We start from the raw sequence: 15,530 nt of genomic DNA, 5'->3' as shown, positions 1-15,530 counted from the left end.
ACGGCGCCGTCCGACCTGTGGCGGCGATTCCGGGCACATCCGCCGACGACTTACCCTTGAGCCATGAAGGCGCTGCTCCTGGAGAACATCCATCCCGTCGCTGTCGAGAACCTCGAGAAGGCCGGCTTCGAGGTCGAGCTGCGCAGCAAGTCCCTCTCCGAGGACGAGCTGATCGAGGCCCTGCCCGGCGTCACGCTGCTCGGCATCCGCTCCAACACCCACATCACCCCGGCGGTGCTGGACGCGGCCACCGACCTCAAGGCGATCGGCTGCTTCTGCATCGGCACCAACCAGGTCGACCTGGCCGCGGCCGCGGAGCGCGGCGTGGCCGTCTTCAACGCCCCCTACTCCAACACCCGCTCGGTCGTCGAGCTGGTCATCGGCTACATCATCTCCCTGGCCCGACGGCTGCCGGAGAAGACCGAGAAGATGCACGCCGGCGTCTGGGACAAGTCCGCGAAGGGCTCCCACGAGGTCCGCGGCCGCACGCTCGGCATCATCGGCTACGGCAACATCGGCACCCAGCTGTCCAACGTCGCCGAGGCGCTCGGGTTCTACGTCATCTTCTACGACATCGCCGACCGGCTGGCCCACGGCAACGCGCGCCGGATGAAGTCTCTCGACGCGCTCCTGGCCGAGGCCGACGTGGTCTCCATCCACATCGACGGACGCCCGGGCAACCTGGGCATGTTCGGCGAGGAGGAGTTCGCCAAGATGAAGCCGAGGAGCCTGTTCATCAACGCCGCGCGCGGCTTCCTGGTCGACAACGACGCGCTGCGCAAGCACATCGAGTCCGGCCACATCGCCGGCGCCGCGCTCGACGTCTTCCCGATCGAGCCCAAGGCTCAGGGCGACGCCTTCGAGAGCCCGCTGCAGGGCCTCGACAACGTCATCCTGACTCCGCACGTGGGCGGTTCCACGCAGGAGGCCCAGGAGGAGATCGGCTGGTTCGTCTCCGGCAAGCTGCGCGACTTCGTCGGCTCCGGATCGACCGCGCTGAGCGTCAATCTGCCCGCGGTCCAGCCGCCGCCGCTGGCCGAGGGCGCGCGCCTCGCGTTGCTGCACGACAGCGTCCCGGGCGTGCTCGCCGAGCTCAACGCCCTGCTCGCCGCCGAGGGCGTCAACGTGACCGGCCAATACCTGGCCACCGCCGGCGAGACCGGCTTCGTCGTCACCGACGTGACCGACGTACCAGCGACGACGCTGGAGAAGATCACGGCCAACCCGCACACCAGGTGGGTGCGCGCCTACCACGCCTGACGCTAGCGTTCTGGCTCATGGAGCTCCCTCAACATTGGCCGCTGCCAGCGGCGACCGACCTTCTCGGTGACGTCCTGGCAGCGTACGACGACCCGACCCGCCGCTATCACGACCGCCGGCACCTCACCGAGGTGCTGGACCGGATCGAGGAACTGCGGGCGGAGGGAGAGCGCTTCGACCCGCTGACGGTCACCCTGGCGGCGTTCTTCCACGACTCCGTCTACGACGGGGAGCGGGACGCCGAGGAGCGTTCGGCCACCTGGGCCGAGGACGCGCTGGCGGCCCACCTGGACGCCGACGCGGTCGCCGAGGTCGTCCGGCTGGTGCGGCTGACCGAGACCCACGACCCTGCGCCCGATGACCGCGGCGGCCGGGTGCTCTGCGACGCAGACCTGGCGATCCTGGCCGCTCCGGAGGAGCGCTATGCGGAGTACGCCGCGACCGTCCGCGAGGAGTATCAGCACCTGTCCGACGAGGAGTTCCGCCCCGGACGCGCCCAGGTCCTGGAGCGGCTGCTGGAGAAGGAGTCGCTCTTCTCGACACCCTTCGCCAGGATCAGCTGGGAGGCCGCCGCGCGGGCCAACATCTCGGCCGAGCTGGAGACCCTCAACACATACCTGTCAAACGATCAATAACGATTCGTTCGGAACCCCGCTTCGGTGACAGAATTCGTCGGTGAGTTTCCAGACGTACGCCGACCTGTGGCGGCTTCCCGACGTTCGCCGCATCCTCGTGCTGGGTCTGTTCCTACGCATTCCGATGCCGGCCTCGGCTGTCATCGTGACCCTTCACGTGGTCGGCCCGCTGGACCGCTCCTACGCCGAGGCCGGACTCGTCTCGACGGTCCTCGCGATCGCGATGGCGATCTCCGCTCCCTGGCTCGGCCGGCTCCTCGACCGCCTCGGCCTGCGGCGTACCCTCCTGCTGCCGCTGGCCGTTCTCCCCATCGCCTGGTCGATCGCCCCCTGGGTCGGATATCTTCCGCTGCTCGCACTGGTCGCCATCGCGGGGCTCTTCACCGTCCCGTCGTTCTCGATCGTGCGTCAGGTGATGCTCCGCTCGGTCGGGCCCGGGCAGCGCACCGCCGCGCTCAGCGCCGACGCGATCATGACCGAGCTCGGGTTCATGGTCGGTCCGGTCATCGGCGTCCTCGGCGCCAGCTACTTCGGCACATCCTGGGCGATGCTGCTGATCCAGTGGCTCGGCATCGCCGCGGCGGTGGTGCTGTGGCTGTTCAACCCGATGATCACCGAGGGCGAGCCGACCGTCCCGAGCGACGCGGTCCCCACTGACACCGGCTCGCCGAGGCGACGCTTCGGCCTCCCCTCATGGGTGAACCCGGGCGTCACGCTCCTGCTCGCCGGCACCTTCACCGCCTCGCTCATCCTCATCGCCGAGGACCTCGGCACCGTCGCCGCGATGCGCGACTTCGAGCGCACCGCGCTGCTCGGGCTCGTCATGGCGATGTGGGCGCTCGGCTCGCTGCTCGGCGCACTCATCTACGGCGCCCTCAACAGCCACCCCTCGACCGCGGTGATGCTCGTCCTGCTGGGTGCGACGACGGTGCTGACCGCGTTCGCCTGGGACCCGATCTCGTTCACCGTGCTGCTCCTGCTGAGCGGCTTCTTCTGCGCACCGACCCTGACCGCCGCACTCGAGGCGATCACCAGCAGCGTCCCCTCGACCGTACGCGGCGAGGTGATGGGCTGGCACGGCTCGGCCATCACGCTCGGCAGCGCCGTCGGAGCCCCCACCGCCGGCTTCGCCATCGACCTGATCGGCTGGCAGGGCGGCTTCGTCCTCGGCGGCGGCCTCGGCCTGCTGATCGCGGCGGCCATCTGGCTCACCACCCGGCGGATGTCCACGCCGGCCGAGACGTCACTCCCGCCGGGCGAGAAGTCACCCGCGCCGGCCGAGTAGTCACCCCCGTCGGCCGAGACGTCACCGCGGTGCCACTTCGGCCGACGTACGTGACGCCTCGGCTAACGGGGTTTGCGACGGCGCAGACCGGCGGCGAGGAGAGCAGAGACCAGGACCCGGGAGGTGACCTCGACGGCACCCGCCGCGACCATGTCGTCGTAGGCCTCGGCCGGCACGTCGTAGTGGTCCCGGTCGAAGCCCCGGGCCGGGATGCCCAGCCGACTCGCGAAGTCGTGCAGCTCCTCGTAGGAGGTGTCGCTGGCGAGGTGCGACCACATCCGGCCGCGGCTGGGTACGTTCGGCGGGTCGATGAGGATCACGGACCATTCCTACCGTGTCCAGCCTTGACCGGTCGGCAAGAATGGTCCGTGATGAACACGACAGTGCTGTTCGAGGCTCGGGCGAGGGTGCTCCATGACCTCGACGCCCGAGGACTCGCCGGTGCCGCAGCCGTCTCCGCCCTCGAGGACGCGATGACCGAGCGCGGCTGGTGGGTCGAGCAGTGGCCGGAGGGCAAGGCGTACGTCGCCGGCCTGGTCGCCCAGGACGTGCAGGACCTGCTCTTCGACGGCGAGGCTTCCGCGCGCTGGCCGGTGTGCACCTCGTGCCCGCCCGAGTCGCCGGTGCACTCGCTCCACATCACTCCCGATCTGGGAGGTCCGGACCCGATCTGGGTCTGCGAGGAGAGCGGCGACGTGGTCGCGCCGCTCGGCCACCTCTGAGCGATCCCTCAGGACGGGCCGAGCTGCAGGTGCAGCGCATAGCGGTCGGCACGGTAGACCGAGCGGCACACCTCGACGTATCGGTCCCCCGCGACCGACTTCCGCTGCCTGCGGAGCACCGGGACGCCGACCGAGAGACCGAGCAGGGTGGCCTCCTCGATGTTGGCCACATCGGCACGGAAGGTGTCGTCGACCCACGACGGTCGCATGTGGCGAGTGGCCAGCTCGGCGTAGAGACTGGTCGGCGCGGTGCGCTCGAGCATCCCGGGCACGATCGCCTCGTCGAGGTAGACGTCCTCGATGCAGATCGGCACCCCGTCGCCGCGGCGCAGGCGCCGCCAGTGGACGACGGCCGCACCCTCCTTGATGCCCAGCGCGCGAGCGATGGTGGGCCCGGCCTTCTCCCGGCCGAGCAGCAGCGTCTCGGAGGATGCCTGCATGCCCCGGCGAGCCATCTCCTCGCTGAACCCGAGCACCGGGCTCGCCGCCCGCGGCGGGCGCGCGACGAAGGTGCCTCGGCCCGGGATCCGGACCAGCAGACCGTCGGCGACGAGCGCATCGAGCGCCTGCCGCACGGTGGCCCGGGCGACGCTGAACTTCTGGACCAGCTCACGCTCCGAGGGCGCGGAGGCGCCTGGGCTCTCGCCGACGACCAGCTCCCGGACGTACTCCCGGATCTGGACGTGCTTGAGCGACCGCTCACCCTCGACCGACCGGACCATGACCAGAGCGTAGGTGTACACCTCGCGTACGTCCCGAATTTCGTCAAGTTGTGACATTGCAACGAGATGAGGCAGATCTTCTGCAACGAAATACGACGGCAAGATTTCACTAGAACAAGTGTTCGATCACGAGGTACGCTACAGGGGTGGACTTCCAGGGAACCCTCTTCGCTCCTACAGACGACGAGACCACCGAGACGGCCTACGAGCGGACCCATCTGGACCGCGGGGCCTGGGTGGACATCGCCCGCGGCTGGCTGCCCGATCCCGACGACGTCTTCGCGGCCCTCGTCAACGACGTCCCGTGGCACGAGGAGCGCCGGCAGATGTACGACCGGATGGTCGACGTACCGAGACTCCTGCACACCTACCTGCAGGGCGACCCGCTCCCCCACCCCCGTCTCGCCGAGGCCCGCGGCCGCCTCACCGCTCACTACCTGCCCGAGCTGGGCGAGCCCTTCGTGACCGCCGGCTGCTGCTATTACCGCAACGGCCACGACTCGGTCGCCTGGCACGGCGACAAGATCGGCCGCGGCCGCACCGACGACACGATGGTCGCGATCGTCTCCGTCGGTGACCCCCGCCGCCTCGCCCTCCGCCCCCACGGAGGACGAGGCGGCAAGGGGATGAGCATCGAGATGGGCCACGGCGACCTCGTCGTCATGGGCGGCTCCTGCCAGCGCACCTGGGAGCACGCCATCCCCAAGGTCTCCTCCGCCGGCCCCCGGATCTCGGTCCAGTTCCGCCCCCGCAACGTCTTCTGAGGCGGCCCCCAGATGCGTTCCGTACGCTGGTAGGAAAGGATGGGACCGACAGCCGACGCCTCTGGAGCCGCCTTGACCACCACCGCACCACCCCTCGCCCCGCCGTCCGCTGAGGAGATCGCCAGGGCGAAGGAGATCGTCGGGCGGATCAGCACCGCCTTCAGCAGCCGTGTGGTCGGCCAGGAGCGCCTCAGGACGGCGCTGCTGATCGCGCTCCTCTCCGAGGGTCACGTGCTGCTCGAGAGCGTGCCCGGACTGGCCAAGACGCTTGCCGCGAGCACGCTGAGCCAGACCGTCAAGGCGCAGTTCTCCCGGATCCAGTGCACCCCCGACCTGCTGCCGAGCGACATCATCGGCACCCAGGTCTACGACCAGCGCAACCACGAGTTCGAGACCCAGCTCGGCCCGGTGCACGCCAACTTCGTGCTGCTCGACGAGATCAACCGCTCCTCCGCCAAGACCCAGAGCGCCATGCTCGAGGCGATGCAGGAGCGCCAGACGTCGATCGCCGGCCACATCCATCCGCTGCCGCGCCCGTTCATGGTGCTCGCCACGCAGAACCCGATCGAGGAGGAGGGCACCTACGTCCTCCCGCACGCGCAGATGGACCGGTTCCTGCTCAAGGAGATCGTCAACTACCCCAGCGAGGGCGAGGAGCTCGTCGTCCTGGAGCGCATCGAGGCCGGCACGCTCGGCCCCGACCACGAGGAGACCCGCCCGGTCGCCGACCCCGACGACGTGGTCTGGCTCCAGGAGCTGACCAAGCGCGTCTACGTCGACCCGGCGATCAAGCGCTACATCGTCGCCCTCGTCCAGGCCACCCGCAACGCCCACCAGCTCCTCGGGCCGGAGACGGGTTCCTACGTCGAGATCGGCGCGTCCCCGCGTGCCTCGATCGCGTTCCTGCAGGCCTCGCGTGCGGCGGCGCTGCTGCTCGGTCGTTCCTACGTGACTCCCGAGGACGTGCGCGAGCTGCGCCACAGCATCCTGCGCCACCGGCTCCACCTCAGCTTCGAGGCGCTGGCCGAGAAGGTCCAGCCCGAGATGCTGGTCGACGCGCTGGTCCGCGCTGTCCCGAGCCCCTGAGTGGCGCCAGGAAATCAGGCACAGAATGGCAACGTACCTTCCCCGGATCCGCACGCGGTTGATGATCCATGCCCACCGCAAGGTCCTGGGCCTGCTCGACGGGGAGTACGCGAGCGTCCAGACCGGGCGCAGCATGGACTTCCACGACCTGCGGGAGTACGTCCCCGGAGACGATGTGAAGGACATCGACTGGAAGGCGACGGCGCGGTCCCGGAGCCTGCTGGTCAAGCGGTTCACCGCCGAGCGGCAGCACCTGGTGCTGCTGGCGATCTCCACCGGCCGGAGCATGGCGGCCCAGGCGACCGGCACCACGACCAAGCGCGATCTGGCGATCTTCACCGCCGGCCTGGTCGGCTGGCTGGGCGTACGCCACGGCGACAAGGTCGCCGTCGCCTACGGCGACTCCGAGACCCAGAAGCTCACCAAGTCCGCCGACACCGAGATCGCGCTCGAGCGGGCGCTGGGGCAGGCCCACGACGCGATCACCCCCGATGCCGCCGAGGCCGACATCGTCGCGGTGCTGCGCCACATCGCCACCAACGTACGCCGCCGGGCGATCCTGCTCGTCGTCACCGACGAGCACTCGGTCAGCGACGAGATGGCCGCGGTCCTGCGCCGTCTCACCGTTCAGCACGAGGTCCTGGTCGCCGGCATCGACGACCTCGACCCCACCACCGCGGTGGCCGGCGGCGCCCCGACCGTCGACGTCGACACCGTCTCCGCCCTGCCGGGATGGCTGACCGGCGACGCGGTCCTTCAGTCCCAGTACGCAGAGCTGGCCGCCGCCGAGGAGCACGGCCTGCGCGGCACCCTGGACCGCCTGGGCATCGCCTACCAGCGCGTCCGGGACGACACCACCGCCATCGGCGCGGTCTTCCATCTCCTGGAGAGGCACCGGCATGCGCGGCGGTAGCGTCCCGGAGGAGTTCCAGCAGCCCATCGCCCACTCGGGCTGGTGGCTGGTGCTCGCACTCGCGCTTCTCGCCGCGGTGGCGGTCTACTACCTCGTGGTCATCCTGCTGACCCGTAAGCGCAAGCCGGTCGTCGAGGTCGAGACGCCCTGGGTGCCCGAGCCGCGTGACCTCCGTGCCGAGCACCTGGCCGAGATCGACCGGATCGAGCGGGCGGTGCACCGCGGCGACGTCCCGGCGCGGGTCGGCCACCAGCACCTGAGCCGCACCGTGCGCGACTACGTCGCCGAGGTCAGCCAGATCCCGGCCGACAAGATGGTCCTCGCCGACCTGAAGGCGACCGTACGCAGCGATCCCCGCACCCGCCCGCTGGCGATGGCCGTCGAGGTGATGTACCCGCCCGCCTTCGCCTCCGAGGAGGAGGGCAAGGCTGCCGAACGCTTCCCCGAAGCGCTGAGCCGGGCCCGTCAGGTGGTGACGACATGGACCTGAGATGGCCCGTTCTCGGCGCGATCGTGCTGGTCCTCACGATCGCCGCGATCGCCGCGATCGTCGTGTTCGCCGCCCGGGTGCATCGCCGCCCGGCCGACGCGGTGCTCGTCGCCCACACCGCTCGGCTCAAGCGGCTCCCCCGGTTCCGCGAGCTCGCGAGCCAACAGCGGTGGCTGTCCTGGTGGCAGACCGCGGGGATCGCGCTCGCGGTGATCGGCTGCATCTGGCTGATCGCCCGGCCACAGACCACCGACATCACCCAGAACCGCTACTCCACCCGCGACATCGTGCTCTGCCTGGACGCCTCGACCTCGATGTTCGACGAGGACACCCAGGTCACGCAGGCCTACTCCCAGCTCGTCGCCGGTCTCAACGGCGAGCGGGTCAGCCTGGTCCTGTGGAGCGACGCCGCGGTGACCGTCTTCCCGCTCACCGACGACTACGGCTGGGTGCAGGACGAGCTCGCGCGGGCCGGCCGGGCATTCGCCCTCGGCGACCAGGAGTACGTCGCCGGGACGTACCTCGGCAAGGAGCGCGCCTCCTTGATCAGCGACGGCATCGTCTCCTGCGTCAAGCGCTTCGACCTGTCCAACTCCGAGCGCGGCCGGGCGGTCATCGTCGCCTCCGACAACGACCCGCAGGGCGGCCCGCCGGTCTACTCGCTGCCCGAGGCCACGAAGTTCGCCAAGGAGCGCGACGTCCAGCTCTACGGCATCGGCTCGGCCGACCTCAGCTTCCAGGAGGACAAGCGGGCCACCTTCGACAAGGCGATGACCGACACCGGCGGCACCTTCTCGCTGCTCGGTGACGACGGTTCCATCGACTCCATCCTGGCCGGCATCGACCGGCTCTCCGCCGACGAGGTCGTCGAGCCGCCGAAGTACCAGATCCGCGACGCTCCCGGCTGGCCGATCGCGATGATCGTGCTCGGGGTCCTCATGCTGGTCGCCGGCTGGGTCTACGCCCTGGTTCGCTCCGGAAGGCTCTCCTCGGGCTCGTCGTTCCGCCCGGCACCGGCCACCGGTCGGTCGCCCGAACAGGCTCGCCCACCGAGTGGGGTGGCCCGATGAGCGCCCTCGGATGGCAGATCCTCACGCTCGTACGCCGCGTGCTGATCGTCCTGCTCACCGTCGTCGTCCTGGTGCGCCCGACCTGGGGCGCGGCACCGGCGGAGATGCGTACGGCCGACCTCGACGTCCTCGTCGTCGTCGACCGGACCCGGTCGATGGTCGCCGAGGACGCTCCCGGTGGCGAGGCCCGGATGACGCAGCTCAAGAAGGACCTCAAGGCGCTCTCGAAGGCGCTGCCCTCGGTGCGGTTCGGCGCGATCACCTTCGGTGGCGAGGTCGTCCGCACCGAGATGCCGTTCACCTACGACACCACCGCCTTCGACGCCTGGGTCGACGGGCTCTACGCCGAACGGGCCTTCGACGGGTCCGGCTCGATGGTCGATGCCCCGCGCGACCAGATCATCGAGACCCTGGAGCGTGACCAGGAGCGCTTCCCCGAGCGGCGCCGGATCGTGGTGTTCGCCTCCGACGGCGAGAACACCCGCGTGGGCATCGACCAGCAGTCGTTCGCCGAGGTCGACGATTTCTCGGCCGGCGGCGTGGTGCTCGGCTACGGCACCGAGGAGGGCGGCCGGATGCCCTGGGACGACGAACGTCCCCAGGACGGCTATCTCAAGGACGGCGAGGGCCAGGACGCCCGCTCCCGGATCGATCTCGGCAACCTGCGCGAGATCGCAGGTCAGATGGGTCTTCAGACGCTTCACCGCACGACGAAGCAGACCAAGGAGATCGCCACTGAGGCCTCCACCTGGGACTCCGAGATGCTCACCGAGGAGACCTCCGCCGGCGGCGAGGTCTCCCGCGCCTGGATCTTCGGCTTCCCCCTGCTGGCACTCTTGCTGTGGGAGCTGTGGGGCCATCGTCGCCGTGGACACGAGGCCGAGGAGGTGCTGTCGTGACCCTCACCGAGACGCCTGTCGACCCGACCGCACCGCCGGGTCCGGTGCGCACGCCCCGCGAGCAGGTGCGGCGCGCACTGCTGCTGGCGGGGATCGTCCCGGTGGTGATCGGGCTCGTCTTCCTGGCGAAGGTGGTCCTGATGGGTCACCACGACCGCAGCGGCCGGGACGCCTGGGACGTACGCGACGCCGCGACCGCGATGGAGCACTACTCGGCCAACCGCGACCTCAACTTCCTGCAGCCGTGGATCGCTCACTTCGACGCCGGCAACGCAGCCTTCCTCCTCGGCGAGAACGCCCGCGCGGTCGCCTACTACGGCGAGGCGCTCGAGCGGGTGCCCGAGGACCACGAGTGCACCGTACGCATCAACCTGTCGCTGACCCAGGAGGCGATCGGCGACCGCGCCCGCGACGCCGGCGACCAGGCCGGGGCGAAGGCGGCGTACGAGGAGGCGCTGGCCACGCTGCGGGAGGGCGACTGCCCCACCGACGCCGGCCAGGGCCCCGAGCAGTCGAAGCAGGGCGAGTCCGTCGAGGACCGCCTGAAGGAGAAGCTGACCCCGAAGACGCCGATCAAGCCCAACCAAGAGGACGATCCGCCCGAGCCGCCACCCAACGGCGACAAGAAGGAAGACAAGCTCGACCAGCGCAACGGCGACGGCGAGAAGTACCGCCGCGACGATGCCGACCTCGACGACTACGGCGGGTTCAGCGACGAGCCGCAGTGGTGAGGTGTCGTCGGCCTCCTAGCGGAACCGGATGTACGTCCACGGCCCGATCCCCGCAGCATTCGTCGCATCGCCTGCGAACCGGGCGGCGATACGGAACCGCGCGCCACTCGCATGTGAGCGGTTGAACGTCCATCGGGCCTTGCCGTAACGGTCGGTGGCCCGGCAGGTCGTCGTCGCGACAGTGCGCCATGCCGCGTCCCGGTACCGTTGAACCGTCATCCGCACGCAGAGGCCGGACCGGACCGGGCGAACCGAGGTGACGAGGGTGGGGTCGGCGGACGGCCGATACACGGCGTACGCCCCGACCCGCCGCAGCGGGTTCAGCGCCTTCGTGGCGAGCCCGAGGCGTACGGACCGCTTGAGCGTTGCCTTGGCGGCCGTGCTCCGTGAGTCGGCAGGGTGGCTGGCCACGATCGTCGAGTTCCGCCACATCGTGCGGTTGAGAGTCAGGCCCGTCGACGGAACGTTGCCGTCGTAGAGCACCTTGGCGCTGCCGCCGGCCTCCTGCGCCGTCACCCTCACCCGCCGACTGTCGGACTTGGTGAGGTTGACCCGGAAGGTGGCCGTCTCGCCTGCGGAGTACGACGTCTTGTTGGCTGTCAGCGTCACAGCCGGCGTCTGCGGCTGCACCGTCACCGTCTGGGCCGGGTGACTGGTGTAGCTGTAGCGATCGTCACCCGGGACCCAGACGTCGTAGATGATGGACCCGGCGACGTTCGGCGTGTGGACGAACTCGAACGCGCCGTCCGAACCGGTTGTCGTCTGGTATCTGTGCTCGACTCCCGACTCGGTGGCTTGGACGACCACCGCAACCCCCTCGTTCCGACCGTCGGCCCGGGCGAGGCTCCCTCGAATGGTGACAGGCTTGCCGACGAGCACCGCCGACACGAGCGGCGAGACGCTGAGATCTGTCGCGACCCGGGACACGGGCACCGTGACGGACCGCTCGGCCGCCATGGTGTCGTCTGTGGCGTCCATGGTCGCGTAGATGTTCCAGTTGCCGGGTTCGGCCGCCTTGATCGGGATCACGGCGACACCGTCCGGGCCCGATACGACGTCCAGGTAGGTCGGCCCTGCACTCGGTGCGAAGTAACGGATGTGGACGGTGCGGTTCGGAGCCGGCACGCCGTCGACGAGCACAGTGACGCTGGTGTCCAGGTCGTCGTTGACAAAGGCGGATGCCGGAGCGTGGATCTTGAGGTCCGACCGATGCCACGCGGTCGGCTCTCTCGCCCAACTCTTGACCGGCTGATAGTCCTGGTCGCCGTCCCACCAAGCAATGAGTGCGTATTCAGGACACGGGAACTGCTGGTCGTACGTCACGGTGAACGTACCGGCGGCTGACGTGGTGCTGTCCGTGATGCGGCCGACTGAGACCGGGCTAGTCTCGGAATACCAACACTGAAGATCCCAGTGAACGACACGATCAGCCAGTCCTGCGCCGTCGGCGGACAGGAGCACGTCAAAAGAGATCTGCTCGTCGGTTTGACGGAGACCGTTGTTGGAGAACGTGAACGTCGTCGGGTGCCGGGAAACGGTGAAGTTTGTCCAGGACTCGTAGGTTCCGGTGGCGCCGACATAACTCGCCTGCAGCGTGTAGCGGCTCGCGACGGGCGGCGTGAACCGGTAGGTCCAACGCCCGGTGGCGTCGGTGACGACGGTGGCGAGTGATGCAGCACTCGGGTTGATCTGCGCGAGCTCGACGCTCGCGCCGACAACCGGCGCGCCGTTCTCCGTCACCGTGCCTTCGAGGTCCATCGGCTCGCCCCACATGAACGGCCCGTCCGCGGTGGGGAAGATGGTCACGCCATCGGCCTCGGCAGCCTCAGCAACCGCCGAGGCAAAGGTGAGAAGTGGTGCGATGAGCAAGATGGCGATCGCGCTCGCGATTCGGGCCACGGTTGTCCTCCAGATCGGCCGCCTCACGCGAGGCATGGGGGGCAACCTAACCAACAACGGCCCGGGCCGCCACTTCAATCGGCCGCGTTCACCCTCAACGCATGAGCGTCTGAGACGGGAGCTCCTGGAACTGCGCCCGGTACGCCTGGGAGAAGCGGCCGAGGTGGAAGAAGCCCCACTGGGCGGCGATCTGGGTGACCGAGGTGGCGGTGGCATCGGCGGTGAGGAGGTCGGTGTGGGCCCGGTCGAGCCGGGTCCGCCGCCAGTACTCGAGCGGGGTGGTGTCGAGGTCGCGCTGGAACGCCTCCTGCAGCGTGCGGGTGGAGACTCCGACCGCCAGAGCCAGCTCGGCGACCTTCCAGGGGCGCTCGGGGTGGGCCTCGAGGAGGTCCACGGCCATGCGTACGGCTCGGGAGATCGTGGGCGTGACGTTCTCGGAGACGATCTCGAGGGACGTGTTCGCCTGGACCGTCAGCAGTCCCCCGATGAGTGCCTGCTCGTAGGGCGCGGCCACCAGTGGCGAGCTCATCAGCGAGCCGCCGGCCTCGACGTTGTCGTAGGCCAGCCGCACCATCTTCAGCCAGTCGCGCACCTCGGGCCGGCCGAGGTCGAGTGTGGGGTCGAAGACCACCGGACCGGAGCCGCCGATGCCGGCGGCCGCCTCCTCGACGGCGCTGCGCCGGATGTAGACCTGCAGCTTCTCGCAGCCGTCGGACCAGAGCATGTCGACCGCCTCGGTCGGCGAGCCGATCGAGGCGCGGGTGCGGTCGGCGAGCACGACCTGCTCCCCCACCTTGACCTTGGCGGTCCCGGCCAGCGGGAGCTGGATCAGGTAGAAGTCGTCGAAGGTGCCGGGAGTGATCCGCACCTCGTCGCCGTAGCGCATGTAGTTGAGCATCACGTCCTCGCCCAACGGCGCCGCGTTGTGCACCATGTCGAGGTGGGAACCGGCCTTGGTCAGCGCCAGGTAATGGGCACAGAATCGTTCGGCTACGGCTTCTCTGGCCTGGTCCACGTCAGTGGTGGCGACAACGGTGTGGCGACCCAGCAGGGGACGGGGCAAGGCAGGCTCCTGGCGCGCGGCTCGATTGACCGAAGAGCGTAGCGGAGCCGCCGCCGCGTCAACGCGAACCCGGCGCAATCACTGTCTAAGGTCCCGCTCGGCGGGCTCGCCCGAGCGAGATGCCGGTCCCACCCAGGAGTACCGGCATCTCGCCGTACTAGCTCCTCGCTGCCAGCTTCTCCACGAGTCTGGGAGTGATGGAGGCGTACGCCTTCGGGTTGATCGGCAGCAACCACTGCACCGCCTTGACCCGCTTGCTGACGTCGAGGCCGACGTCACCGAGAACCTCGTCGATGTTGTGCATCGAGAACGGGATGATGTTGGTGCCCCGGGCATGGTGGCCGTCGGTGCGCTCCCGCATCCAGGCCAGGCGCTCGGTGACGTGGGCCTCCATCTCCTCCACCGGCGGGACCTCGTGGCCGCCACCGAGGTGCGAGCCGATCCAGACGGCGCTCATCTCGGCCGAGAGCGGCGAGAAGAACGAGGAGTTGTAGCCGGCGAAGGTCAGGTCCTTGACGCCCAGCGGGAGGATCTGGCGGTAGAGCTGGTAGTCGCCGTTGTCGTCCGTGAGCTGGTCACAGATCTCCTCGGAGAAGAACGGGAGCTCCTGCTTGAACCCGGTCGCGGTCACCACGACGTCGGCAGGCACCGCGCGACCATTGGCGAGCTCGGCGTACGGCTTGCCGTCCTTCGTCACGAAAGCGGCGATCTCGGTGTCACGCTCGACGACGATGTCACCAGCCTCGACGCCCTCGAAGAAGCCCTCGGTGGCCAGCGAGACCGTCGAGCGGGCGATGTCGGTGAACTGGCCCTTGGGCAGCAGCCCCAGTTTCTTCAGCTTGAGCTGGCCGCTGGTGACCGACTCGACGCTGCCGACCATCGAGCCGGCCATCTTCGAGCCGCCCGCGTGCAGGACCTTCTCGGCCCCTCGGATGCTCTGGTAGGGGAAGAGCCCCTCCCCCATACGAGTGAGCAGCAGCACCTTGTAGTTGAGGACGCCCTTGATCTTGCGGGGCATCTTCCACAGCAGCTGGCGCGCGACGACGGTGGTCGAGGCCGCTTCCTTGGCGATCTCGACAGCCACGTCGCAGGCCGACTTCCCGTAGCCGACGACCACGACGTCCTTGCCCTTGACGGTCTCCAGGTCGAGCAGCTCGCTGGCCGCGAGGATCCGGCCACCGGCCGCCTCCAGCTCCTCGACCCCGTCGTACGCGGGCGCGAACGGCTCCGAGAAGACCCCGCTGGCCACGATCAGGTGGTCGTAGTCCTCGGTCGTCTCGCCGTCGGCGCCCGCAGAGGTGATGGCCCAGCCGCCCCCTCCAGCCGGCTGGGCCCTACGCACCTCGGTCGAGAGCCTGATCATCGAGGCGAGGTCGAACTTCTCGACGTACATCTCGAGGTAGCTCTGCACCTGCTCCCCGCTGAGCCACTCGGGGAACACCTTGGGCATCCTCAGGTGCGAGAGCGTGTAGGAGTCCTTGTTGTTCTGAGTCGTCAGGCCCGGGTAGCGACGGGTCCGGCTCCAGACACCGCCGACGTCAGGCGTCTTCTCGAAGACGGTGATGTCGTGCCCGAGCTCGGTGAGCACCTTGGCCGAGGCAACGCCTGCGAACCCGGCACCGATGACCGCGATCTTCACTTTTTCTTTTTCCTCTCGCAGCGGGGTTCTGCGTACGGAAAACGCTAGAGAGGTCGCACCGCGCTCCGCTATCCCCGTTGCGCGAGCGGTATCCGGTTTGCGCGACGGGTTCGTCACGCAATCCGGTCTCAGCCGCGCAGGAGCTTGTAGCCGATCACCACCGCGGCGATCACGGCCACCCCGATGGCGATCTTCTTGCCGTAGTTCTTGATCAGCACCGGTACGACCGTGGCACCCAGGTCGATGGCGTCCGTACCCCCGCTGGTCGAGCCGCCGGAGCCGCTGGGCGGAGGCGTGTCGAGACCAACACGGTCCTCTCCAGCGCTCGATGTGGCCGTGTTGGTCTCGACAC

The 15,530-nt window shown here is 69.1% G+C and carries 16 protein-coding genes and 1 pseudogene; 11 read left to right on the top strand and 6 right to left on the bottom strand.

Features of this window, described 5'->3' with window-relative positions:
* Window positions 1–63 precede the first annotated feature (63 nt).
* From serA to ACFU7D_RS08910, 3 genes are read left to right on the top strand one after another with little or no spacing between them, the layout of a single operon-like run.
* Window positions 64–1,260 (top strand): phosphoglycerate dehydrogenase, encoded by a 1,197-nt coding sequence (serA, locus tag ACFU7D_RS08920; RefSeq protein WP_378724758.1) that lies wholly within the window; start codon window positions 64–66, stop codon window positions 1,258–1,260.
* A 17-nt stretch (window positions 1,261–1,277) separates the two neighbouring features.
* The gene (locus ACFU7D_RS08915) at window positions 1,278–1,895 is read left to right on the top strand and encodes a hypothetical protein (protein WP_378865917.1); all 618 of its coding nucleotides are present in this window, start codon (window positions 1,278–1,280) and stop codon (window positions 1,893–1,895) included.
* A 40-nt stretch (window positions 1,896–1,935) separates the two neighbouring features.
* A complete protein-coding gene (locus ACFU7D_RS08910; protein WP_378865914.1) occupies window positions 1,936–3,180 on the top strand; it encodes an MFS transporter in 1,245 nt (414 codons plus the stop codon).
* Between the two features lie 62 nt (window positions 3,181–3,242).
* Here the strand turns inward: ACFU7D_RS08910 and ACFU7D_RS08905 are convergent, their stop codons facing one another.
* Window positions 3,243–3,500 carry a DUF4031 domain-containing protein gene (locus ACFU7D_RS08905; protein ID WP_378724753.1) on the bottom strand — a complete coding sequence of 86 codons (258 nt, stop codon included), beginning with the start codon at window positions 3,498–3,500 and terminating at the stop codon, window positions 3,243–3,245.
* 51 nt (window positions 3,501–3,551) lie between these two features.
* Here ACFU7D_RS08905 and ACFU7D_RS08900 point away from each other — a divergent pair, with 51 nt between their 5' ends.
* Window positions 3,552–3,902, top strand: a complete 351-nt coding sequence (locus tag ACFU7D_RS08900) for a hypothetical protein (protein ID WP_378724751.1) — start codon at window positions 3,552–3,554, stop codon at window positions 3,900–3,902.
* Between the two features lie 8 nt (window positions 3,903–3,910).
* Here ACFU7D_RS08900 and ACFU7D_RS08895 read toward each other — a convergent pair whose 3' ends face one another.
* The gene (locus ACFU7D_RS08895) at window positions 3,911–4,645 is read right to left on the bottom strand and encodes a GntR family transcriptional regulator (RefSeq protein ID WP_378724750.1); all 735 of its coding nucleotides are present in this window, start codon (window positions 4,643–4,645) and stop codon (window positions 3,911–3,913) included.
* 125 nt (window positions 4,646–4,770) lie between these two features.
* Here ACFU7D_RS08895 and ACFU7D_RS08890 point away from each other — a divergent pair, with 125 nt between their 5' ends.
* The 7 genes from ACFU7D_RS08890 (at window position 4,771) to ACFU7D_RS08860 (ending at window position 10,577) form a co-directional block, all read left to right on the top strand.
* On the top strand, window positions 4,771–5,388 hold the full coding sequence (locus tag ACFU7D_RS08890) for an alpha-ketoglutarate-dependent dioxygenase AlkB (RefSeq protein WP_378724748.1): 618 nt from the start codon (window positions 4,771–4,773) through the stop codon (window positions 5,386–5,388).
* A gap of 72 nt (window positions 5,389–5,460) precedes the next feature.
* Complete coding sequence (locus ACFU7D_RS08885; RefSeq protein ID WP_378724746.1) at window positions 5,461–6,474, top strand: AAA family ATPase; 1,014 nt, start codon at window positions 5,461–5,463, stop codon at window positions 6,472–6,474.
* A 25-nt stretch (window positions 6,475–6,499) separates the two neighbouring features.
* Window positions 6,500–7,387 (top strand): DUF58 domain-containing protein, encoded by an 888-nt coding sequence (locus tag ACFU7D_RS08880; RefSeq protein WP_378724744.1) that lies wholly within the window; start codon window positions 6,500–6,502, stop codon window positions 7,385–7,387.
* Window positions 7,374–7,877 (top strand): hypothetical protein, encoded by a 504-nt coding sequence (locus ACFU7D_RS08875; protein WP_378865911.1) that lies wholly within the window; start codon window positions 7,374–7,376, stop codon window positions 7,875–7,877. The genes ACFU7D_RS08880 and ACFU7D_RS08875 overlap by 14 nt, the downstream gene beginning before the upstream one ends.
* On the top strand, window positions 7,868–8,947 hold the full coding sequence (locus ACFU7D_RS08870; RefSeq protein WP_378865908.1) for a VWA domain-containing protein: 1,080 nt from the start codon (window positions 7,868–7,870) through the stop codon (window positions 8,945–8,947). The genes ACFU7D_RS08875 and ACFU7D_RS08870 overlap by 10 nt, the downstream gene beginning before the upstream one ends.
* Window positions 8,944–9,846 carry a VWA domain-containing protein gene (locus tag ACFU7D_RS08865; RefSeq protein WP_378724738.1) on the top strand — a complete coding sequence of 301 codons (903 nt, stop codon included), beginning with the start codon at window positions 8,944–8,946 and terminating at the stop codon, window positions 9,844–9,846. Before ACFU7D_RS08870 ends, ACFU7D_RS08865 begins: the two co-directional genes overlap by 4 nt.
* Complete coding sequence (locus tag ACFU7D_RS08860) at window positions 9,843–10,577, top strand: hypothetical protein (protein ID WP_378865905.1); 735 nt, start codon at window positions 9,843–9,845, stop codon at window positions 10,575–10,577. Before ACFU7D_RS08865 ends, ACFU7D_RS08860 begins: the two co-directional genes overlap by 4 nt.
* 15 nt (window positions 10,578–10,592) lie before the next feature.
* Here ACFU7D_RS08860 and ACFU7D_RS08855 read toward each other — a convergent pair whose 3' ends face one another.
* The 4 genes and pseudogenes from ACFU7D_RS08855 to ACFU7D_RS08840 all read right to left on the bottom strand — a co-directional run.
* Entirely contained in the window at window positions 10,593–12,476 is a 1,884-nt protein-coding gene (locus ACFU7D_RS08855) for a carboxypeptidase regulatory-like domain-containing protein (RefSeq protein WP_378865902.1), read from the bottom strand.
* 94 nt (window positions 12,477–12,570) lie between these two features.
* On the bottom strand, window positions 12,571–13,539 hold the full coding sequence (locus ACFU7D_RS08850; protein WP_378724733.1) for an AraC family transcriptional regulator: 969 nt from the start codon (window positions 13,537–13,539) through the stop codon (window positions 12,571–12,573).
* 157 nt (window positions 13,540–13,696) lie between these two features.
* Window positions 13,697–15,178 (bottom strand): flavin-containing monooxygenase, encoded by a 1,482-nt coding sequence (locus tag ACFU7D_RS08845; RefSeq protein WP_378865899.1) that lies wholly within the window; start codon window positions 15,176–15,178, stop codon window positions 13,697–13,699.
* Between the two features lie 128 nt (window positions 15,179–15,306).
* Window positions 15,307–15,530: pseudogene (locus ACFU7D_RS08840) on the bottom strand (carbon monoxide dehydrogenase); the annotation flags it as partial.

The organism is Nocardioides sp. NPDC057577 (assembly GCF_042801335.1).
Lineage (GTDB): Bacteria > Actinomycetota > Actinomycetes > Propionibacteriales > Nocardioidaceae > Nocardioides.
Note: the sequence above shows the minus strand (reverse complement) of the source record. Positions and strands in the feature narration are given on the sequence as shown.